General features: G+C 39.2%; 16 protein-coding genes. 10 read left to right on the top strand and 6 right to left on the bottom strand.

Translation table 11 applies throughout. From position 1 onward, the window contains the following. Position 1 precedes the first annotated feature (1 nt). From dprA to P0108_RS05880, 3 genes are read right to left on the bottom strand one after another with little or no spacing between them, the layout of a single operon-like run. Complete coding sequence (gene dprA / locus P0108_RS05890; RefSeq protein WP_004111365.1) at positions 2-1546, bottom strand: DNA-processing protein DprA; 1545 nt, start codon at positions 1544-1546, stop codon at positions 2-4. Next, positions 1543-3186 carry a YifB family Mg chelatase-like AAA ATPase gene (locus P0108_RS05885; protein WP_473730862.1) on the bottom strand — a complete coding sequence of 548 codons (1644 nt, stop codon included), beginning with the start codon at positions 3184-3186 and terminating at the stop codon, positions 1543-1545. Before P0108_RS05885 ends, dprA begins: the two co-directional genes overlap by 4 nt. Then, a complete protein-coding gene (locus tag P0108_RS05880; protein WP_116431760.1) occupies positions 3186-3734 on the bottom strand; it encodes a YraN family protein in 549 nt (182 codons plus the stop codon). Before P0108_RS05880 ends, P0108_RS05885 begins: the two co-directional genes overlap by 1 nt. 320 nt (positions 3735-4054) lie before the next feature. On the opposite strand from P0108_RS05880, the gene P0108_RS05875 reads away from it, so the two are divergent. The 4 genes from P0108_RS05875 to P0108_RS05860 all read left to right on the top strand — a co-directional run bounded on the left by P0108_RS05875 (position 4055) and on the right by P0108_RS05860 (position 11532). Then, positions 4055-5377, top strand: coding sequence for an O-acetylhomoserine aminocarboxypropyltransferase/cysteine synthase family protein (locus P0108_RS05875; protein WP_421783695.1), 1323 nt, complete (start codon positions 4055-4057; stop codon positions 5375-5377). A gap of 270 nt (positions 5378-5647) precedes the next feature. Next, positions 5648-6487 (top strand): ABC transporter ATP-binding protein, encoded by an 840-nt coding sequence (locus P0108_RS05870; RefSeq protein ID WP_473730861.1) that lies wholly within the window; start codon positions 5648-5650, stop codon positions 6485-6487. Positions 6488-6504: 17 nt separating this feature from the next. Then, on the top strand, positions 6505-9198 hold the full coding sequence (locus tag P0108_RS05865) for an ABC transporter permease (RefSeq protein ID WP_415697784.1): 2694 nt from the start codon (positions 6505-6507) through the stop codon (positions 9196-9198). A gap of 381 nt (positions 9199-9579) precedes the next feature. Beyond that, complete coding sequence (locus P0108_RS05860) at positions 9580-11532, top strand: chromosome partitioning protein ParA (protein WP_473730860.1); 1953 nt, start codon at positions 9580-9582, stop codon at positions 11530-11532. 81 nt (positions 11533-11613) lie between these two features. Here P0108_RS05860 and P0108_RS05855 read toward each other — a convergent pair whose 3' ends face one another. Together P0108_RS05855 and P0108_RS05850 are read right to left on the bottom strand one after the other, a co-directional pair. Continuing rightward, on the bottom strand, positions 11614-12387 hold the full coding sequence (locus P0108_RS05855) for a response regulator (protein WP_410310459.1): 774 nt from the start codon (positions 12385-12387) through the stop codon (positions 11614-11616). Between the two features lie 12 nt (positions 12388-12399). After that, complete coding sequence (locus tag P0108_RS05850) at positions 12400-14949, bottom strand: sensor histidine kinase (protein WP_102704492.1); 2550 nt, start codon at positions 14947-14949, stop codon at positions 12400-12402. A gap of 117 nt (positions 14950-15066) precedes the next feature. Here P0108_RS05850 and P0108_RS05845 point away from each other — a divergent pair, with 117 nt between their 5' ends. From P0108_RS05845 to P0108_RS05830, 4 genes are all read left to right on the top strand, one after another. Further along, positions 15067-16449 carry an alpha/beta fold hydrolase gene (locus P0108_RS05845; protein WP_064621612.1) on the top strand — a complete coding sequence of 461 codons (1383 nt, stop codon included), beginning with the start codon at positions 15067-15069 and terminating at the stop codon, positions 16447-16449. A 126-nt stretch (positions 16450-16575) separates the two neighbouring features. Then, positions 16576-17379 carry a pyrroline-5-carboxylate reductase gene (gene proC, locus P0108_RS05840; RefSeq protein ID WP_064621611.1) on the top strand — a complete coding sequence of 268 codons (804 nt, stop codon included), beginning with the start codon at positions 16576-16578 and terminating at the stop codon, positions 17377-17379. Between the two features lie 54 nt (positions 17380-17433). Further along, positions 17434-18522, top strand: coding sequence for a redox-regulated ATPase YchF (gene ychF, locus P0108_RS05835; RefSeq protein ID WP_004111381.1), 1089 nt, complete (start codon positions 17434-17436; stop codon positions 18520-18522). A 147-nt stretch (positions 18523-18669) separates the two neighbouring features. Further along, complete coding sequence (locus tag P0108_RS05830; RefSeq protein WP_416091227.1) at positions 18670-19455, top strand: L,D-transpeptidase; 786 nt, start codon at positions 18670-18672, stop codon at positions 19453-19455. A gap of 102 nt (positions 19456-19557) precedes the next feature. On the opposite strand, the gene P0108_RS05825 is transcribed toward P0108_RS05830, so the two are convergent. Next, positions 19558-20619 (bottom strand): YeiH family protein, encoded by a 1062-nt coding sequence (locus tag P0108_RS05825; RefSeq protein WP_033888753.1) that lies wholly within the window; start codon positions 20617-20619, stop codon positions 19558-19560. 221 nt (positions 20620-20840) lie between these two features. On the opposite strand from P0108_RS05825, the gene P0108_RS05820 reads away from it, so the two are divergent. Together P0108_RS05820 and P0108_RS05815 are read left to right on the top strand one after the other, a co-directional pair. After that, positions 20841-21206 (top strand): DUF488 domain-containing protein, encoded by a 366-nt coding sequence (locus P0108_RS05820; RefSeq protein ID WP_012914086.1) that lies wholly within the window; start codon positions 20841-20843, stop codon positions 21204-21206. Positions 21207-21545: 339 nt separating this feature from the next. After that, on the top strand, positions 21546-22835 hold the full coding sequence (locus P0108_RS05815; RefSeq protein WP_004119362.1) for a uracil-xanthine permease family protein: 1290 nt from the start codon (positions 21546-21548) through the stop codon (positions 22833-22835). The last annotated feature ends 125 nt before the right edge of the window (positions 22836-22960 follow it).

The following is a 22960-nucleotide window of genomic DNA, read 5'->3' as shown; positions in this document are numbered from 1 at the left end:
TTTACGCTACTTTTTGCTGTGATAATGTTAAATTTTCTTTATTTTGTACAATAATTCCTTCCAATTCTAGCAATGCAATTTTTCCAGAAATTTCAGCAATAGATGGTATGTAATCTAATTGTTTTTCTTTGTAAGAAGTTTTTATTATTTCGTATATTCTGTCAACATTTGCAAGTTCGTGTTTGCGTTTGCACGTTGTAATTGCGTCGATAATTAGTTTTTGTGTATTGTCATAATTTTTATAGTCTATACTTAATTTTTCTGGTTTAGGTTGAGAATAAGCAAAGTAGTGATGAGATTGAGGAAACAGAATATCTATATCTTGAGTTGAACACAATATTATAGCTTGTGAATCGTGTATTAGCTTGTTGCATCCCGCATTATTAGGCTGATTGATATCTCCTGGTATAGCGTATAGTTCGCGATTTAAATCCGTTGCCCATGTTGCAGTATTTAGCGCTCCGGATTGTAATCTTGCTTGAGCAACTATAATTTTTGATGCTAGAGCTGCAATAATTCTATTTCGCAATAAAAATCTGTGGCCTACTGGTGTTGTATCTGGGCATAGTTCGCTAATACACACTCCGCCTTTTGCAATAATTTGTTCAAAAAGCTGATAATTGCATCTGGGGCCCATATGATTTAATCCTCCTGCAAATACAGCAATGGTTTTTCCTGTAGGCTTATTTTCATCTATATCTTGTGCATCTAATGCGCCCCAATGTGCTGCTGCATCAATTCCGTACGCTCCACCAGAAATAACAGTATGACCTTTCGAAGCGCAATCATAAGCAAATTGATATGCGAGTTCTCTTCCGTAGTCTGTGCAAGAGCGTGAACCAACAATAGCAAGTGGATTATGACATTGTGTTAATGTTTGTGGATTCCCTACGCCCCACAAGCATAAAGGTGGTGAGAAATGACTCTGAAAAGCCAAATCTTGTAATTGTTTCGGCCAATATTTGCTGTGTGGTGCAATAATCCATTGCTTTCCGCCACAAGTGAACCATTGACATAGTGATTCACTATTCCATGTCGGCAAATGCAATAATCGAACGCACCATGTTGAAATAGAATTGTGTAGCACTTCTAAAGATTTAGGCGCATTATTGTTGTGATAACCCCACGCTGTTAAGCCCTTCTTGAAATAATTTTCTAAGAGAGCAAGCTCTTTATGTTTTTTTATGAAACTTAACATTGTAGATACTAATTCTTGATTTTTGTTACGTTTTCTTGAGGTAAAAGTTTTAGAATTGGCATCGTTTTCTTGATCTGCTACTTCACTAATAATTGGAAGTTGCATTTGTTGAGCTGAGCATGCTGATTGTTGTTTCGTATAATTTTTCACAATTGTTTTTAATAGAGAAACAATTTCTTTAGCGCTTTTAGATCCCAATAGTAGTGTGTACATAATTGCATCCGCTCCTTCAAGGCAGAATGTAAGTATTGCACGAGATATTGTTTCTTCGTCTGGTGAAGAAAAATCGCTAGATGTACTAATGGTTTCTTTAGTGTTATCCGTGTTGTTTATGCTCTTAGTATTCATATTCGTGTCCTTAAACTGATAGCTTGTGCAATGTCTGTCATGTCTGGTGAAGTGTGTCCAGAAAGATCAGCAAGCGTCCACGCGAGTCGCAATGCTCTATCTGCTCCGCGCAAACTCAGTTGATGCTTTTCTAATGCACGGTTGATAAGTCCTACAGCTTGCTGTGAAGTGTATTTTCTAAGCCATGTTCCAGATGCTTGTGCGTTGCAATCCCAGCCTTGTTTTATAAAACGGTCGCGAGCAATTTTACGAGCTTCTATTACGTTATCTCGCATTGTTTTGCTATTCAGATACGTGTTTTTAACTGAGTTTTGTGCATTGTCGTGATGATGGTTTGAAATAATAATTCGTTCTACTGGAGGCACATCCATTTGAATATCGATACGGTCAAGAATTGGACCTGAAAGGCGTGAAAAATATCGTGCTCTTTCGCGCTCTTTGCAAGTGCATCGTTCTCCATTTCCGTATGCGTATCCGCAAGGACAAGGATTTGCAGCAACAACAAGCTGGAATTTAGCTGGATAAAGAGTTGTCCCTTTTGAACGAGAAATAGCAATATGCCCTGATTCCAATGGTTCTCTTAGGGTTTGCAATACTCTAGGAGAAAACTCTGGAGCCTCATCCATAAACAGCACTCCGCAATGTGCTCTAGTAATAATCCCAGGTTTTGCAACTCCTGTTCCTCCTCCAATAAGAGAAGCTGCTGAAGCAGTATGGTGAGGTGCTTCAAATGGTGGAATATTGCTAATTCCGTAGTAGGGAAGTGTGCCACAAAGTGAACGAATTGAAGCAACCTCAAGCTGTTCTTGTTCGTTAAGTGGACACATAATGCTTGGTATTCGTGAAGCTAGCATGGTTTTTCCAGATCCTGGAGGTCCAATCATCATCACGTGATGTCCTCCAGCTGCAGCAACTTGTAGAGCCCATTTTGTATGTTCTTGCCCTATTACTTCAGACATATCTCCAATTTCATGTTTTGGTTCAATTTGTAGTGGGGAAGTGCTTTCTTCGTGAATTGACGGATTATAATCTTCTTCTCCATTGTTATAATTTCCATTTCGTTCAAGAACTTGCATATGTTTATACGCAGGGTCTTCTTCAATAAGCTTTAATGATTCCTCGCTCAAACTGCCATGCAATTGCGTCACTAAATCTAAAATATGGTGTATTCCAATAGATTCAATTCCATCTACAAGTTGTGCTTCGGCAAGATTTTCTTGTGGAATAATCATTCGTTTAAAATGCATCTTTTTTGCGTAAAGTGCAATAGGAAGAATGCCTTGAATAGGTAATACTGTCCCGTCAAGATTTAGTTCTCCTAAAATAATTGTATTTTCTAATTCTGTAAGTGGAATATACTTTTCTGCGCTTAGTATGCTTGCTGCGATAGCTAAATCGTATGATGCTCCGCTTTTTGGCATTGAAGCAGGTGATAAGTTTACTGTTATCCTTCCTTCAGGCCATTTGCAATGCAACGCAAAATGAGCTGATTTAACGCGCTTTCTTGCTTCGCTTAATGAAGTGTCAGGTAAGCCGATAATAGAAAAGTTTGGCATATTTCCAGATATAAAAGCTTGCAGCTGAATAGTAAAAGCTTTAAGACCAATAAGTCCTATTGATGTTGCGTTTCCAATATGCATTAGAATGCTCCTTGAACATGCTTGAATTGGATTGATGAATTATCTTCAATTTCTTCCAAGGATTGCAATTCATATGCAGAATCTGGATAAGTGTATTTGTTAATAACGAGAATTGATACAGCATCAAATCGAATACGGTAATGAGGTATGTCGCTTCCGCATTCTTCCAGCCATTTCATACCAGTTGTACGTAATTTGCTACATTTTTCTTGAGTAATTGCTTCAAGTGGAGTGCCACAACGTACGCTTCTTCGAGTTTTTACTTCTACGAATACCAATTTTTGTTCTGGAGTAATCATTACCAAATCTAGCTCTCCATTGCGGCAATGCCAGTTTCTGTCAATAACGTGCCACCCTTTTTGCATAAGTCGCAAAGCGGCGTATGTTTCTCCCAGTTTTCCCAACTCTTTACTTTCAAGAGAATCATCTTGAAGCTCGTTGGACACTTGTTCAAGTTTTTCTTGCAAAAATACTTGAGCAGTTTCAGCGTCGTCAATCTCGTCAAGCGAGATAATTTCATCGTCAATAATGTGTTTTTGTGTAATCATGCTGCTATTTTCTGTGCTTATTGAGCAGTAATCCAGATTTTTTAAGCATTGTGGATAAAAGCTGCATACGGCGTGTTGTATTAGAAATTCAGTATATTTTCCGTATTTTTCTAAAACAAATTTCGCTATTTTTTGCAAACTGTTAATTCGTTATAGCTAATTTTGATAACCGCAGGTATGTACGAATGAACCATAGTGGCATATTGTCGTTATCACTTAAATAAATATGTAAACAGAAAACGGAAAAGTAAGCGGATGCGCAAAGTAAGCTGAAGCAAACTAATCTACTGTTTAAAAAGTCGCAAAACTGGAGGGGTATTATGAGCGATATTGAAGAAACGCAAGGAAAGTATCATTTTGAGACCTTGCAATTGCATGTAGGTCAAGAGCAGGCGGATCCGGCAACTGATTCTCGTGCAGTTCCTATTTATCAAACAACAAGCTACGTATTCCATGATTTTGACCATGCTGCAGCTCGTTTTGATTTGCGTGACGCTGGAAACATTTATGGTCGTTTAACGAATTCTACTCAAGATGTTTTTGAGCGCAGAATTGCAGCTCTTGAAAGTGGTACTGCAGCTTTGGCTGTTGCTTCTGGCGCGGCCGCTGTCGACTATGCTATTCGTAACATTACGCAGCAGGGCGATCACATCGTGTCTTCAAAGAATGTGTATGGTGGAACTTATAACCTGCTTCGTCACACTCTTCCTCGAGATGGTGTAACAACTACTTTTGTCGATCCTAAGAATCCTCAAAACTTCGAGGATGCTATTCAACCAAATACAAAGCTTGTATACTTTGAAACTTTCGGTAATCCTAACGCAGATTTGCCTGATTTTGAGACTATTTCCGAGATTGCTCATCGCCACAATCTTCCTGTTTTTGTTGACAATACTTTCGCAACTCCATATCTTTTCCGTCCGCTTGAGCATGGTGCAGATATTGTAGTCGAATCTGCTACGAAATTTATTGGCGGTCATGGTACAACTCTTGGTGGCATTATTGTTGAAGGCGGCAATTTTGATTGGTCTAAAGTCCCTGGAAAATTCCCAACTCTTACAGAAGCTGACCCAAGTTACCACGGTTTGAACTTCTATGAAGCTTTAGGACCTGTGGCTTTTGTGACGCGTATTCGTGCGATTATTTTGCGCGATACTGGTGCTTGCATTAGCCCATTTGCAGCATTCTTGCTTTTGCAAGGCACGGAAACCTTGAGCTTGCGTGTTGAGCGTCACGTTGAGAATGCGTTGAAGGTTGTTCAATATTTGCAAACTGTGCCAGAGGTTGAATCTGTAAGTCATCCTTCTATTGAAGGTCGTTCTGATCACGAGCTTTATAAGCGTTACTTCCCGAATGGTGGAGGCTCTATTTTTACGTTTGATATTAAAGGTGGAAGGGATGCAGCTCGCGTATTTATTGACAATTTACAGCTTTTCTCATTGCTTGCAAATGTTGCGGACGTAAAATCATTGGTTATTCATCCTGCATCTACTACGCACTCTCAGGAAACTCCTGAAGAATTGGAAGATCAGGGCATTTATGAGGGAACTATTCGCTTGTCTATTGGAACTGAGCATATTGACGATATTCTTGCCGATTTGCAGCGCGGGTTTGATGCAGTTCGTAAAGCAGGACTTGCTTAAATAGAAAAGAGAAAGCAAAGCAAAAATTATTAATTAAAAATATTCCTGAAGATCCATTACCGTTTTATTCGGAGCGCATATTGTATTTGTATGCGCTCCGATTTTTTATACATTCTGTAAATTTGTGCATCATACTTTAGGATGAGACGCTAATTTTTTCTCAATAATTTCCGCCTTACGCACGATGGTAATCAGCTGTATTTTTCCGTAAATTTAAGTATTAGCAGTAGATAACTATGCGATTACTACTTTTTAAGAAAAGGAGCAGTTATGAACAGTCCGTACGAAACAAGCTCATACGAGCAAGAAAATGCTTTAGATTTTAGAGCAGATTTTAACCAAAACTTGATTGGTGAAACAGCAGTTGCAGCTTTGCATGTTGTTAAAGATTTTGGCAAGGGTGCAGGCATTGTTCACGCTTTGCGAGATGTAAGCGTAAGTTTTGAACGCGGCAAGTTTACGGCGATTATGGGTCCTTCTGGCTCAGGTAAGTCAACTTTAATGCATTCCTTGGCTGGTCTTGACAGCGTTAATTCTGGAAAAGTTTTGGTTGATGGCTTAGATATTACAGGCATGAGCGATAAGCAGCTTACGCTTATGCGACGCGAAATGGTCGGATTTATTTTCCAAAGTTTTAATCTTCTTCCAATGTTTAGCGCTGAGCAAAATACTCTCATGCCTCTTACTTTGGCGGGCAAAAAGCCAGATAAGCAATGGTTTAATACTTTGGTTAATACTCTTGGCTTGCAAAATCGCTTAAAGCATAGGCCTGCTGAGCTTTCTGGTGGCCAGCGCCAACGTGTTGCAATCGCTCGAGCTTTAATCTCTAAGCCTTCCGTAGTTTTTGCGGACGAGCCTACCGGAAATCTTGACTCTGCTTCCAGCTCAGAAGTTTTGCATTTCTTGAAGAAGTCCGTAACGGAGCTTGGTCAAACTGTGATTATGGTTACTCACGACGCTGTTGCAGCCTCTTACGCGGATCGAGCAATCGTGTTTGCAGATGGCCAAATCGTTGAAGATGTGCAAAATCCTACTGCGGAAGGCATGAGCAAGATGCTTATGGAACGCAGCGAGGCTGGTATTAGTAATCAGTCTGCTCAATTGCAATAAAAGGTGGTGAAGTTAGAATGTGGAAAATCGCGCTAAAACTTATGCGTAAAAGCGTGCGCATGCTAATCGCCTCTGGAATTGCAATTCTTATAGGCAGCATGTTTATGAGCGCTACTTTGCTTTTTGTAAACAGTGTTGACGACTTGATGGTTCGAAACGCAACAAATGAATTCGGTAGCGCAAATTATGCAATCTCATTTAGGAATCCTAACAGTTCTCCGAGTAGTAAAATTCATTATAAAGACCTTCATTTAGACGAAATATCGAAGATGCCTGGTGTTAATGGCATTCGTAGTGATGATGCGACTGCTCTTGTAAGAGTGGAAAAAGGTGATAAATCAGTTACGAGTATTGCTTGGTCTAATGGTTTGTATGGAAATCTTCCTGTGTATAAATCAACAGAAGGTAGAGAACCGCAAAAAATAGGTGAAATAACTCTTATTAAAAGTATTGCTAAATCAATACATGCAAATATTGGCGATACTATAACTTTGGTTAAAGTAGATGACACTGGCGGAGATAAAGAAAAATCGTACGATGTTCGTGTGGTTGGTCTTGTAGACGATGGAGAGCATTCTCAAATACCATTTTCAAATCGCGGCACATATCTTGGTGGCGTAACGAATGATTTTTGTGCAAAACTCAACAATCTTAAGAATTTTGACAATGAAGTTGTGCAAAGCAAAGTATACATGAGTATTGATGAATCTAAAATAAACGATTTATCTCCTACGATTAACTCTTTGCTTCCTTCGAGATTCTCTCTTATGTCTAGGCATGAAGTTGGCGTAAGAGCTGTTCGAAGTGTGTCCAACGGCACTAATTTTGTAACCATGTTCTTGCTATCTTTTGGTATTCTAGCGTTGCTTATTTCTTCGCTTGTTATAGCAAACACATTCCAAGTTTTGGTTGCTCAACGCAGACGCACTCTTGCACTTTTGCGCGTAATTGGTGCACAATCGCACCAGCTTTATGCAGCAGTTTTGCTTGAAGCTGCAATACTTGGAGTTATTTCTGCGGCTGTTGGCGTGCTTTGTGCAATCGGATTTATGGGCGCAATTAGTAACGTGAATATTAATTCTGGACCGTTATCTAAGATTCCTTTGATTGTCTCGCTTCCAGCGGTTGTGTGGCCAATAGCAATTGGCACGATTGTAACAGTTCTTGCATCTATGAGTGCTGCTCGATCTGCTACAAAAGTAACGCCTATGGAAGCGCTACGACCAATGGATTTGATTAAAGATAAGCGTGCAAGCATTATTCGCGCTGTTTTTGGCGTTGTGTTTATTGTTGTAGGTATTTTAGCTGCGGCTTTAAGTGCTACTTCTTTAGCAAGCATGATTGCGAGGAAGTCTCCTACTGCTGGTTCTGACTCTTGGATGACTTTGCTTGGAGCAATGTTTGGTTGTGCGCTTGTTTTTATTGGCATTATTATTACAGCAACATTCTGGATGCCGTTTGCTATGAAGGCCACTGGAGCAATCATGGCGCTTTGTGGGCCTGCATCTAAGGTTGCTAACGCAAACGTGCAAAGGAATCCTAGAAGAGTTGCAGCAACTGGAACGGCTTTGCTTATTGGCGTAACGCTTGTTTCAACAGTAGTAACGGGCGCAATGTGCGGTAAAGCAACTCTTAAAGGTGTTGTTGATGATCGTTACAGTGTTGACATTATTATTCAAGGCAAGAATGTTGATGAATCTCTAGCTGCTGATATTTCAAAGATTAGTGGAATAAAGCATACTGAGTTGCTTCCTGCAGTTCCTATGACTTTTAAGAATGCTAAGGGTAAAACTGAGTACGCTATGGCAGCTGGAGTTGATAATACAGATCAACTTAAAAATGTAATGCACACTGACCTTGATGGCGTTAACATAAACAAAGATTCTATACTTTTGCCTAAGTTTAATAATGAAGGTGGAGAACCTTTTGAGCTTAAAAAAGGAAACCTTAGTCTGCAAGCTTATGTAGAAAAGTACGATTCTAGTGAAGATAGTGTAGATAGTATTACGCCATTTACTGGCATGAACACAGACTCTAGTAATAACGATAAGAGCATTACTGTAAAGCAAGTTCAGTTTAAGAAGTATAGAAATGTTAATATATATTCAAGGAATACTGCTTTTGTTAGCAAATCTTACTTCAATAACTACCTTAAGCCTACAACGCATATTTTGCTTATTTCGGTAGACTCTAGCAAAGCTAATCTTGTAGATATTGTTAAGAATATTAGAAATATTACATCTAGCTATGCGGAGGTTATGGCTGGTGGAAGCGTGTTCCAACGAGCGCAGTGGGAGAGTGCTATCGACATAATGATGATGTTGCTTGTTGGCTTAATAGCAGTAGCTGTTGTGATTGCTTTAATAGGCGTTGCAAACACATTAAGCTTGTCTGTTATTGAGCGAACCAAAGAATCTGCAACTTTGCGCGCAATCGGCATGACAAGAGGACAGGTTAGAAGATCTCTTGCGTTGGAAGCAACGTTGATTTCCCTAACAAGCACTGTTTCTGGCTTGATTGTTGGAACAGCGTTTGGGTGGATTGGATCCTACATGGTGTTTAGCGCAATTGGCAAAGTTCCGTTTGTAATTGATTGGACTATTTACGCGGTTCTTGCTCTCATCGCTTTACTTGCAGCTCTTCTTTCTAGCGTGCTTCCAGCTCGTAGAGCAGTGAAGTCTTCGCCAGTAGTTGCGCTCGCGGAGGACTAAATTTCACAAAAACTATATGTGAAAGATAGTCTGTAGAAGTTAAGTTGCAGAAAATAAAGATAATGCCGGTGTGTAAATTTTACGTGCCGGCATTATCTTTTTCTTAGGCTTTTTCGACACTCTGAAAAAATTTGTAATATTGTTATTATTTTTTTATTAAAACGTGCGTATAATTATGCGACTAGCATAATATTATGTAAAAAAAGAGCATTTTTTATTAGTAATATTCAAAAATAATACGATTATTATTCATCATGACAAGTTTTATCGGAAATATTCCGAATAAATGGCATTGAAAATGTATTTATTTCTTTGTTATGCTCAAAATGACTGCTGACATAAGTTAGACATGAAGGCCGCTACGAGCAAGGAGTAACAAATATGGTAACGGTCAAGAAAAAATCTGCCGCAGCAATCGCAGGATTTGTTTTGTTCCTGCAAGGTCCAATGCCAGCATGGGCGCAAGAAGCTGCTGAGGTTGTACAAAATACGCAAGCTCAAACAGAGGTGACTGCAAAAGCATCTACTGAAGAAGCAATTGAAAAAGCTGAAGAGCAGGTTCAGCAATTAGAAGCTCAAATTGAAGAGTATAAGAAAAAAGTTGCAGAATTTGACGATCTTTTAAATAAAATCTCTGAAACTGAAAAAAGATTTGAAAACGTTGAGAAAGATAAGGAAAAGGAACTTTTAGAAGCTGAAAATGCATTGAAAATGGATTCCGAAGCTGCAAAAGTAAAAATTGCAGAATTTGAAAAATCCAAAGAAGAAAAGGATAACGAACTTATTGGATTAAAAGCCGCATATGAACTTTTAAAAGAGCAATATGATAATGCAAAATTAGCTCTTGATGCTTTGCAAAGTGACGAAGAAGAAAAAAGTCAAACAAAAGAAAGAGCTGCAGCTAACATAAAACAATATGAATCACAGATTTCAAATCTTCACAAAGAAGTAGATAATCTTAAGGAATCTATTGCAAGCGATTCTGCTCAAATTAAAGAGTATGATACAAAAATCAGTGAATTAGAAACTGCGTTAGAAAAAGTTGATCAAAACGATGCCGGTAATATTTATTCTCTAGCGGACCAGTTTAGAAAAGTCTCTAATGATCAAGTTTCGCTTAGCAAAAAAGTTGAAGAAAATAAGAAACTTGTTGCTGATAAAGAAAGAGCTTTGAACGAATTAGAGACTCTTTTCACAACAGCAAAACAAGAATTTGAAAAAGCAGATGAAGAACTTAAAAAGATTAAAGATCAAATTGATGAGTCTAAGAAAAATGTAGCTAGTAAGCTTGAAGCTTCTAACAGTAAAGATTCTGAAGTAAAGAAAGCAGAGTCTGAAACAAAGCTTCTTAATAATATTGTTGAGAACTATAAGTTAGTTGACGACAAAAAGAAACTAGATGAAAAAATTAAATCATTAAGAAATGGCTTTGAAGGCGCTAAAACATTTAAAAACAATCAGATTCAGCAGAAAACTGAGAAAAGTGATTTAAAGAAGAAAGCTGAGGATTCTTTAAAGGACGCAGAAAAGAATCTTGAGGAAGCTAGAGTTAAAGTTGCTGCCCTCAAAGCTCAATTGGAACAGGAAAAAGTTCAAAAGAATCAGCAAAGTGGTAGCAGCTCTGATGGTAATAATAATGCCAAAGAATCTGAAAAACAGACTAATCCTGTTGCTCCAGTACCTTCTGATTCTGAATCTAAAGAGCATGTTGCTCCAGTACCTGTACCTCCTGAAGCATCTGCTCCGAAAGTAACTGCTCCAGTTCCTACAGTGCCTGAATCTAAGATTCCAGCTCCGTCTATTAAAGCTCCAGCTATGCCACCTGCTTCTGTTGTTCCTGCTACCCCAGTAGTGCCAGCAGTTCAGGTTGAAGATAATTCAGCTCCTGCAACGCCTTCTGCACCTGTAGTTCCTGTAGCACCTGCAGAAAATCCTACTGTTGCAAATACTCAGAAGGCAGTAACTCCAGCTGCTGAATTGGTTAAAAGTGTTTCTTCCGCAGTTGCATCTCATGCTCCAGCTGCTGCTAGTACTTCAGCTGCTGTGGCTCCGTCGAACAATACTTCGCAAGCAGATAAGTCAACTGAATCTCAAGTTTCAGAAGAAAACTCGAAGAAGCCTGAAGATAATAATGGTGAAACTGAGGAAGTTGAAGAAAAGACTCCTGTTGAAAGCAATAAGCCACAAGCTCAAGCTAGTGCTACAGCCGAGAACAAGTCTTCTGGCAATATGCTTAGCACTATAATGCTGGGTGTTTTGGGTGTGCTAACCATTTCTGGAGCTGCTGCTGCCGGCGTTACTGTTATGCGTCACCGTCGCCTTCCGAGAGCATAAATTAAAAAACTACTCGGTACGTTGATAATCTGAATTTGCGGCTATTTGTGTCTATGCATAAATAGCCGCATTTTTATATGCTTACGACTTAACTAAGCCATTTTCGTAAGCGAAAACTACAGCCTGCACGCGGTCTCGAGCACCGATTTTTCCTAAAATATGCGCAACATGAGTTTTAACTGTTGGTAAGCTAATAAATAGTTTGTCAGCAATTTCCTGATTTGAAAGTCCGTGAGCAATTTCAACAAGAACTTCGCGTTCTCTATCAGTAAGTTCTGTAATAGCTGAATTTGTGTACGCGCAACTTTGTGTTTCTTGCGCAGCCGGATTTGCTTGTACGTCGTAACTTACTTGTGCAGTGTAATTCGCAGCACTGTTTTCTGTAGTATTTGTTGCTACTTTGCCTTGCTGAATCATATTTTCAATCAAACGCTTCGTAGCAGTCGGAGCAATAATTGCGTTTCCTTGATACACTGTTCGTATTGAATTAAGCAAAGTTTCAGGTTCAGTATCTTTCAAAAGGAACCCGGAAGCACCAGCATGAATTGCAGCCATAACATATTCGTCTAAATCAAAAGTTGTTAGAATAATAATTTTAGTATTTTCGTTAGTTTTTTGCTGCAGAATTTTGCGAGTTGCTTCCAATCCGTCCATTACAGGCATGCGAACGTCCATAAGAATAATGTCTGGATTTTGGCTTTTAGAAAGCTCCACAATTTGTGATCCATTAGAAGCCTGAGATACAACGTGCATATCTTGCTGCGAATTTATTACCATCGCAAATCCTGCTCGCACAAGCTCCTGATCGTCTGCTATTGCAACGCGAATTACTTCATTGTTTTCCATATTTTCCATAGTATCAACTTACTATTGCTTATTTAATGCGTTGTGTTGAATTTGCTCATCAAGTGGGGCAGCAGGGCGAATAGCAATCTCAGTTACATTCGCAGCATTATTTGCTGAATGAACGCTTGAACCTGTTTCTCGCAAAACTCCAAGCAATTTTCGCATATATTTCAGTGCCGAACGACCTTCATCTCCAATATTTTTAAAGGCTTTACTAATTTCTTCACTTTGTTCCTGTGATTGCTTTGGTTCTGATAACTTTCGATTTTCTGCATTGCTATTTGTTTTTTCGTATTTATTTAGCATATCAATTCCGCTATTTGCGGCATCGATTACTTTATGCAATGTAATAGCAACTTTTTGCTGAATATTTGAGCTAAGTCGTTGCCTTTCTGCGTTAGCTGCAAGTACTTCTAGCTGTTTTTGCTCTTGCTCTAATTCTGTTCTGCGCGCTTTTAGAATCAGCAAATTATTGTCATCGTTTCTGCGGGAATAAGCAAATGCAATGGCCGCAAAACAAATTAACGCAACTATAAAACCAAAAACTAATCCAACGGACGCAAATTGCATAAAGTCATAAAAATTGGTTGTGGCAATATTTGATGTAAAGAATCGTATTGGAGTTTCAGTTTGTGGAATATTTTTTGATGAAATACCAATTTTTACGGCGAAAATAGCAGATTCGGCAAGCACTACTGCGCTAACCCATTGCCATGCGCGTTTTTTACCGTAGAGCACAGCAGCGTAAATAATATTTGGTATGAAAAAATTAGCGAATAAAATATTCGGCAAGAGTATAAGCTGTATTGCAGAAAATACTGCTGCAACAATTGCGCATGCGGTTGGAGCTTTTCTGCGAAACATGAATGGCACCATGGTTGTAAGAGTAAATACTTTATAAAGTATTTGTAATGAAAGCGAGTTGGAATATTGTGAAGACATTCCAACTCCAACAATAAAATCGTAGGTTGGCAGAAAGAGCATCATAACAACCCAAGGTGATGCATAAATAATGTCTCCAATAAGCCAATGTTGTTCAAACCATTGTGATACTTTCTCAATCCTATTTTTTGAAGTATTTGCTTCTGGTAAAACGTATGGCAAAACGTTTGTCGAAACTTCCGATGATGTTGAAACGTTTGCATTTTCCGGTTTTGTTTGTGCTTCTGCTTGATTATTAACTTTTGCATTCTTATGAGTAACGTTATGAATACTATTTAATACAGAAGCAGTACTGTTTGACTGGTCTGCGCTGTAGGAATATGGAATAAAAGCAACAATACTAAACGTTCCATCATTCATTTTTCCATAATCAAGCGTTCCGTGAAGATTTTCAATTCGCTCTTTCATGCCAATCAAACCATAACCGTTTTTATGTGGCGCACCGCTATTTTGCTCTTGATTAGCTTCTAGCTTGTTTATTTCATTTGTAATTTTTAGTGTTAAGCCTTGGTTCTTCCACTGTTCGTGAATGTTTATTTTAATGCCATCTCCTGCATGCTTTCGAATATTAGTAAGAGACTCCTGAACAACGCGGTATGCAACGGTTTGTGCGTCCGCGTTAAGCCTATTTTGAGAATTTATGCCATCAACAGTGTGCCAAAAAATATTTTTAGGAGATGCAATTTTTGCTTGCTCAATAAGAGAAGGCACGTGATTGAAGTCCAATTGACCCGATGGAGCGTCTGTTAAAGCTTCTAGAAGTCGGCGCATATCGTGAACGGCTCGCTCGGCTTCATTTTTAATAATATGCATTGTTTTTTTAGCAAGCGAAATATCTTTGGTTGCTGCATAACGACCACCATCTGCTTGCACAATAATAATAGAAAGCGTGTGGGCAACAATATCGTGCATATCTCTTGCAATTCTTGCGCGTTCTGCAGTAACAGCAATGTGTTGAGCTTTTCGGCGGTACGCGCGAATAGAATTATTGTGATCTTGCAAAAGTTGAATAGTATGCACGTGAGTGCGCTGCCAGTAGCCAATAATAACCGTAATAGTAGTAATAATAATCGCAAAAATTATTGAAGGAATTGCAAAATTAAGTATATTTGAAACGCAATTTTTTATGTTACTACTATTTATATTTTGTACACTACAAGTGTAACTAGCTTTTGAATGATTGTTGCCATATATTGGCCCCATTACGATATTCCACGATATTATTGCGCAAGATAATACTGTTGTTACGTAAGCTGCAATAACAAAAGCTTTTGAATGTTCTGGATTTCCGCGCGCAATAGCATTAACAAGTAGCACGAAACCAAAGAAATCAGCGAAAAGTTGAGTAGAGCCAAATGCTACTTGCACAATGCAAATAACAATAAAAATAGTAGCCGATTGTTCAGGCCATAGTTTTCGGACTGAAAGTAGTAATGCAACAACAATATTGATAAGCGTTACTGTAATAAGCGAACCTTGAGTCAAAAAGCCATCAACGTTGCTTATAACGTAGCGATCGCTTGAAAGCATAAAAAGAATAAACGGAATAATACCCCACAATATATCGTTTAGCGTAAGTTCAGTGCGTAAGCGTTGTATGCAACTGTTAAACGTGTGAGATATTTTCATATTTACTAGGCTAGTGCATAGTACTTTATAGAACAATCAAACTTGAGTATGATTTATAAATAGAGTGTGTAATTGATAGTTGCAATGTAGCACGAAAATAAAGAAAGGGATGGCAAGATGGCATTGCTTACAAGCTATTATGTTCCGGGATTGCATATTGAAGAACGAGCGATTGATGTGCCGCTTGATTGGGAGGGTAACACTCCGGGTGGTGCTATCAAAGGTGAGACTATTCGCTTATTCTGCAGAGTAGTTTGCGCTCCTGAGCATGTGCATGACGATTTGCCGCTGCTTGTGTTCTTGCAAGGAGGCCCAGGCGGGCAGTGCCCACGTCCGCTTTCACCTTCTAGCGATGGTTGGATTCAAGAGGCTATTAAGCATTTTCGCGTAGTTTTGCCGGATCAGCGCGGTGTTGGACGTTCCTCAAGGGTAGATGCTTCAACCATGAAGCGTATGTTGGATGACGGCGTTAGTGTTGAGCGTCAAGCATGGTATTTGAAGCGTTTCTTAGCTGATTCAATTATTCGCGATTTTGAGCATTTGCGACTTACTGAGTTTGATGCGAAGCCGTGGGTGTCTTTGGGACAAAGCTACGGCGGTTTCCTTACGCTTACATATTTGTCACTGTTCCCGCAAGGATTAATTGCAAGCTTCACAACCGGCGGTATTCCTCATGTTCCGGCGAATGCGCGTGAAGTTTACGAACACACGTTCCCGCGTATGGCTCGCAAAACAGAGCAATTCTATGAGCGTTATCCGCAGGATGTGGCTCGCGCCGCTGCTATTGCAGACCGTATTGCTCAAGGAGACGTTATGCTTCCAAATGGCGAAAAACTTACGGTTGAACGATTCCAAATGTTGGGCTCTTCCTTTGGTATGAAACCAAGTTTTGAGCGAGTGCACTGGCTTCTTGATTCCGCTTTTTCTGACGGTGACGGTTCGCTTAAAGCTTTCAAACACGCTGGCGGTTCTGTTGCTGGTAGTTTAAGCGACGAGTTTGTTTACGGTGTCATGGACTCTACAGCTTCTAGTCCACTTTATTGGCCGCTGCAAGAATTTATTTATGCTGACGGTGAATTGGAACACCCAATTTTGTGGGCTGCTCAACAGGTTCGAGAAACTATGCCAGAGTTTTCTGGTTCTGCACGTCCGCTTCTTTTTACGGGCGAAGCTATGTTTCCTTGGATGTTTGATCAAGAAAAAGCTTTGCAGCCATTCTTGCCAGCAGTTGACTGCTTAATGAGCGACAAGCAGTTTGGCAAGATTTATGATCAAGAGCAGCTTGCTAATAATGAAGTTTCACTACAGTCTGCAGTCTACTTTGATGACATGTATGTTGATTCTGGTCTTCAGTTAGATACGCTTTCTCGTATTGCAAACTCCCATTATTGGACAACGAATGAGTTTGAGCATGATGGTTTGCATGGAAACATTGTTTTCCGTCATCTATTTGATGAGGCTTTAAATCGCGGTGATTTAGAGGGAATTTACAAGAGATAAGCCGTATACAAAGGTAATAATTTTAATATGCGCAATGATTATAGTGCACTCTTTGCTATGCTATACATCTGTTTGCTTAGTAATGAGTGCACTACTGTTTTATCAATGCGCTAAAGGGAGTCATGTATGGGTACTTGTGTATCTGGAACTGTTGGTTTTATAGGCTATGGCAATATGGCACAAGCAATCGCTAAAGGTGCGCTGAATGCAGGAGTATTGCAAGGTGAAAATATTGTTGCGTGCGCGCATAATTTTGAAAAACTCGAGCGTAATACTTCACTAATTGGCGCTCGCGCTATGCGTACTGCTCAAGAAGTGTGTGAAGCAAGTGATGTGATTATTATTGCTGTAAAGCCGTATCAGGTTGCTGAAGTGCTTAAGCCAATTTGTGAAGTTATTAATGAACGAGGTATTGCTGTTATTTCCGTTGCAGCCGGTTGGACGCTTGAGCGTTACATGGAACTGCTTGGCAAGAATGCTCATGTTCAGTGCATTATTCCGAATACTCCTATTGCGGTCTGCCAAGGCGTGACTTTAGCTGAAACTACTCATACGCTTAGTGATAGTCAACTTTCAATGTTTAGTGCTTTATTTGAGCCAATTTCTTTGGTAGAGCGAGTGAATAGTGATCATATGAATATTGCAATGTGTATTTCTAGCTGTGCTCCAGCTTTTACAGCAATGTATATGGAAGCATTGGGCGATGCTGGTGTGAAATATGGTTTGCAACGTGATTGTGCTTACCGTTTGGCTGCAAAAATGATTGAAGGAGTAGGTGCGTTATATATGGATTCGCGCACTCATCCAGGGATTATGAAAGATGCAGTGTGCTCTCCTGGAGGAACAACTATTCGTGGCGTTGCTGAGCTAGAATCTCGCGGATTTAGGGGAGATGTGATTGCTGCAGTTGATGCTATTGAAAATAAATAGTAAATAAAATCAAGTTGTGTCGGCTTTCCCGGCGCTGGTCTAAACTAGGTAAATATGTCTTTAACTATTGGAATTGTTGGATTGCCAAACGTTGGTAAGTCCACTATGTTTAATGCTTTAACCCGCAACAACGTTTTGGCGGAGAATTATCCGTTTGCAACTATTGAGCCTAATACTGGTATTGTTCCGCTTCCGGATTATCGTCTTCCAGTTTTAGCTAAATTAGTTAATACTGAAAAGATTGTTCCAGCAACAGTTACTTTCGTTGATATTGCAGGAATTGTTAAGGGTGCCTCCGAGGGTGAAGGCTTGGGCAATAAGTTCCTTGCTAATATTCGCGAAGCAGACGCTATTTGCGAAGTTGTTCGCGCGTTTAATGACGACGATATTGTGCATGTTAACGGAAAAGTAGATCCTGCTGACGATATTGACACGATTAATACTGAGCTAATTCTTGCCGATATGCAAACTATTGATAATGCTTTGCCAAAGCTTGAAAAAGATTTGCGCGGTAAGAAAGTTACGCAAGAATACGTAGACGCTGTAAATAAAGCTAAGGAAATTCTTGAATCTGGCAAAACTATTGACCAGGCTCATAACGAAAAGCTTATTGATAAAAACGACGTGTATGATTTGCACTTGCTAACTGCTAAGCCATTTATTTACGTGTTTAACGTGGATGATTCGGAGTTGGCTGATGAAGATTTAAAGTCTAAACTTTCTGCATCTGTCGCTCCTGCAAAAGCAATATTCCTTAATGCTCAATTTGAGTCCGAACTTACTGAGCTCGACGAAGCAGATGCTCGTGAAATGCTTGAAGATGCTGGTTTGAAGGAATCTGGTTTGGATCAGCTTGCTCGCGTAGGATTCGATATTTTAGGTCTTCAAACCTATTTAACTGCCGGTGTTAAGGAAGTTCACGCCTGGCAGATTCATAAAGGCTGGACTGCTCCACAAGCTGCTGGTGTGATTCACACTGATTTTGAGCGTGGATTTATTAAGGCAGAAATTGTGTCATATGATGATTTTGTTGCTGCTGAAGGATCTATGGTCAAAATTAAAGAGGAAGGCAAGCTTCGTCTTGAAGGCCGTGATTATGTTATGCAAGACGGCGATATTGTTGAATTTAAGTTCAACGTATGAGATTGTTTGCGAAAATAAAAGCAGTATGATTCATATTTAATATTGCTGAATTAATAAGTGAAAAAATATTGCTTTTTGCGCGTTGCATCTAATAATTTCCTGCTAAACTATTGGATGCAACGCTTTTGCATTTATATAGGAGACATAATGCAGTTTATTCGTAACATAATGAATGACATTAAAAAGTGCATTCGCATTGCTGCGAAAATGCGCAACTGGTGGAGGAGAAGCTCTAAAGCTGCTCGTATTACGTCTTCTGTTTTATTAGCTTCTTTGCTGATTGCATGGTTGTGCTTTATTATTTTCGAAACTGTTAATATGGTTTCTTACTCGTCTAGATACAGCGCAAAATTGCAGAATTCTGTATTAATTCAGCGCGAAAAAAATGCTTATAGTAACAATCTTGGTAATAAAGACAATGAGGTTGCTGATAATAAGTCGTTTGAAAAATATTTCGATAAATATTGCAAACAAAAGTTAGATAAATCAACGGTTAATCATGTTTTTTGGAAACATCCTACTGGTGGTGAATATCCAAATCTTTCAGGGGTTAAAGTTTCTGACTTAAAAGTTAATGTGGACTTAAAAAAGCAACGAGTGCATATTCTTGCCAATGGTAAAACTGTATATACAATGATTATGAGTTCTGGAATGGGTGATTCCACTCCTCATGGTGATTATCACATTAATATGCGCGGAAAACATTTCTTTAATCATGAGGAAAAAGTTGGTGCTGATTATTGGGTTGGTTTTATTGGTGGAGAATACTTATTCCATTCGGTTCCAACGCGCTACAACTTTGGTGAATATATTCCGTCGGAGGGCATGAAACTTGGTAAGCCTGCTTCGCATGGTTGTGTGCGTTTAAGTGTTGCGGATGCCAAATGGTTTTATAAAAATATTCCTGATGGAACGGCTGTGCATATTAGATAGATTTTTCAAGAATACGCGAAAATAAATTATCGAGAATATAAAATGAGGATCTTCAAACGAAGACCCTCATTTGTTAAGCAAAACTATTCTGTAATGTTTTATTTAGAAGAACAGTACTGCAGCTGCATAAGCCAAAGCAACTAAAACAATAGAAGCTAGGAAGCTTGCTGCAAATGCTGCGCGACCTTGCTTGAAAATAGCTCGGAAGTTTACGTTAATTCCAAGTGCAGCCATAGCCATGCCAAGGAAAACGTATCCTGCTTCTACAAGAGTTGATGCGTGTGCCGCTACGAAAGGAACGTAAGTTCCAATAACAGATGCTGCAATAAAGCCAAGCATAAACCATGGGAAGCTAATCTTATGCTTTCCGCCATTTTCAACTTTGCTATGACGAGCATTCCACCAAATTGCAATAAAGATGGAGGCTGGAACGAGCATAAGAACTCGCGAGAGCTTCATGATTGTTGCAACATCGATACTATTGAACGCTCCGCCAGCTGCAACAGCATGTGCAATTTCGTGAAGTGATGCACCTGCTGTAATGCCAAGCTGCTGCTTAGTCATGCCAAAGTTAGGCAGGATGAAAATTTCAGCAAGAGCGTAAATAGTGCCCATAATTGCAACTGTTGCAACAGCCATAACTTCGTTCTGTTCTTTCTCATCTTCCTCTTCTGGAAGAACTGGCATTGAGCCAGAAAGACCCATAACTGCAGCAGCTCCACAAATACTTGTGCCTCCTGCTGTAAGCATTGCAAGCTGAGGATTTACTTTCAAGAGTTTAGCAATGTTATAAGTTACGCAAACCATTATTGCAACTAACACAGCTGCAATAGGCAAGCATTTAATGCCCTTGGTAAACAAATCATGCAAATTCAGCTTAAATCCGAGGAGAATAATACCTAGGCGAAGAAGTTTGTTTGCAATCAAACCAGCAGCGCTTTTAACGCCTGCTCGCCTTGAATCATTATTCATTTTGTACACGTGCAATGGCAGCTGCAGAGCCATGCCAACAAGCAACGCAATAATAAGAGCACCAAGTAATTGGAAACCTGGGTACTGCTTAAGCCAGCTGCCAATAAAGGAAGCTAGAAGTGTCAATACAGCAATAAGAGCCATATCGATGGTGCAGATTTTCTTTTTCCATGTATCAAAGAAATTAACCATTTAGCCAAGTATTCTCCCATAATCGGACAAAAACGAACATAAATTAAAAAAATTAAGCAAATTTTATATAATTTTGCTGCAAATAAACGCGACACGCCGACATAAAATCACATAATCGAACATAATAACTCAATTTATATCGCAGATATCTTTTGCTAGTAAATAATTCCTTGAAAAAATAAATAAAGCTGCGATTATGGTAAACGTATAAAGGAGATTTTATGAACAAGTGCACTGTGAAGATTAAGCGTGTGTATGAAACGATTAGTGAAGATGATGGTGTGAGAGTCTTGGTTGATAGACTTTGGCCGCGTGGTATAAGCAAAGAATATGCTCATATTGATAAATGGCTTAAAGATATTGCTCCTACTTCGCAGTTACGCAAGTGGTTTAATCATGACCCGGAGCATTTTGAAGAATTTTCACATCGTTATGTTGAAGAACTTGATTCAAATCATGAAGCTGTTGGTGTGATTATGGATTTGTTTAATAAGTATCAAACTATAACTTTGTTGTATGCTGCAAAAAATCCAAAAGTAAATCACGCATTAGTTTTGCAAGAATATTTACAAAAATTACTTGCTTGAGTATGTGTTTACTAATTTTGCGATTGTTTAACTTTGCCTAACTTTAATTATTTTATAAACATAAGTTAGTAAGTATCAACTTTAGTTGGTGTTCATTGCATTCTTTTCAACACGCCGACCTTGCTTGATATTCCAACAAAAATAAAAAACAAAACTGTAATTTTTTTCTTATGCTCGACACTTTCGTTTTGCGACATTAGAATGTCCCTTTGGCATATGGGTCGGTGGTGCAATGGACCTCCCAGAAGCTGCCATCCCAGCGCTCAATGAGTGCTTGTTTTTTTAGCGACACTTGTTTTACACAACATTTTGCATAGCTTGTTTTTGCAAGGAGAAGAAATGAATTCATTATTCACGTGGCAGCTTCACGGTAATGGCAAAACGTTAAAGCCTGGTGAAGTTGTAGAGCCAGACGAGCGTTTGACTTGGACTCGTACTGCTGGAATTGGTGCTCAGCATGTTATTGCAATGTTTGGTGCTACGTTCTTGGTGCCTATTCTTACGGGCTTTGATCCATCAACAACATTGATGTTCACTGCTATTTCTACAGCACTGTTCTTACTTATTAACGCAAATAAGCTTCCTAGTTATCTGGGAAGCTCTTTTGGTCTTATAGCACCTGTTATGGCTGTAACAACAGCTCATAAAGGTATTGCAGTTGCAAGCTTTGGCATTATGTGCACAGGTTTGCTTCTTGCTCTTATAGGTGTGCTTGTACATTTTGCAGGAGCTAAGTGGATTGACATTATTATGCCACCTGTCGTAAACGGTGCAATCGTTGCAATTATTGGTTTTAATTTAGGACCTGCAGTTTGGACTAACTTCCAGAAAGCTCCAGATACAGCTCTTGTGACATTAGTTGCTGTAATGCTTATTGCTGTAGTATTTCGCGGTCTTCTTGGTCGTTTAAATATTCTTTTAGGTGTTCTCGTTGGTTACGCTTATGCATGCTTCCAAGGTCAAGTCGATTTTAAAAAGATTGAAGAAGCTTCTTGGATTGGTTTTCCTAAATTCCACACGCCACAAGTTGATTTCTCTGTTCTACTTATGTTCTTGCCGGTAGTACTTGTTCTCATTGCAGAAAATGTTGGTCACGTAAAGTCTGTAGCTCAAATGACTGGTCGCGACTATGACTCTAAGATTGGAACTGCATTATTCGCAGATGGTTTTGGTACAGCTATTGCTGGTTTATTTGGCGGCTGTGGTACCACCACGTACGGTGAAAATATCGGTGTTATGGCTGCAACAAAGGTTTATTCTACTGCAGCTTATTGGTGTGCTGCAGCTTTTGCTTTTATATTGAGCCTTTGCCCAAAGTTTGGCGCTGTTGTAAATTCAATCCCAGCTGGTGTTCTTGGTGGCGTGACCACTTTGCTTTACGGCATGATTGGCATGATTGGCGTAAGAATCTGGGTAGAAAACAAAGTTAACTTCGATAAGCCAGTGAATATTATGATTGCTGCAATCGTTATGATTATTGGTATTGCTAACTTCCAGTTTGCTATTTCTGGAATTCAGTTCAACGGTATTGCAATCGGAACCGTTGTGGTGTTGGTTGTATACCACTTACTGAAGGCTATTGGAAAGCTTACTGGTACGATTGCTAAAGATGATCCTGATGTTGCCTAGCTTAAATACTCCAATTTGATTTAATTTAATCGCTTTAAGCGCGTTCGCATTAACTTGCGGGTGCGCTTTTTGTAATTAATTTTGATTACATAATATATAGATTGGGAATAATTAGTATAGTATCA

Source organism: Gardnerella sp. c10Ua_244, assembly GCF_055818055.1.
This window is presented reverse-complemented; position numbering and strand designations above follow the sequence as displayed.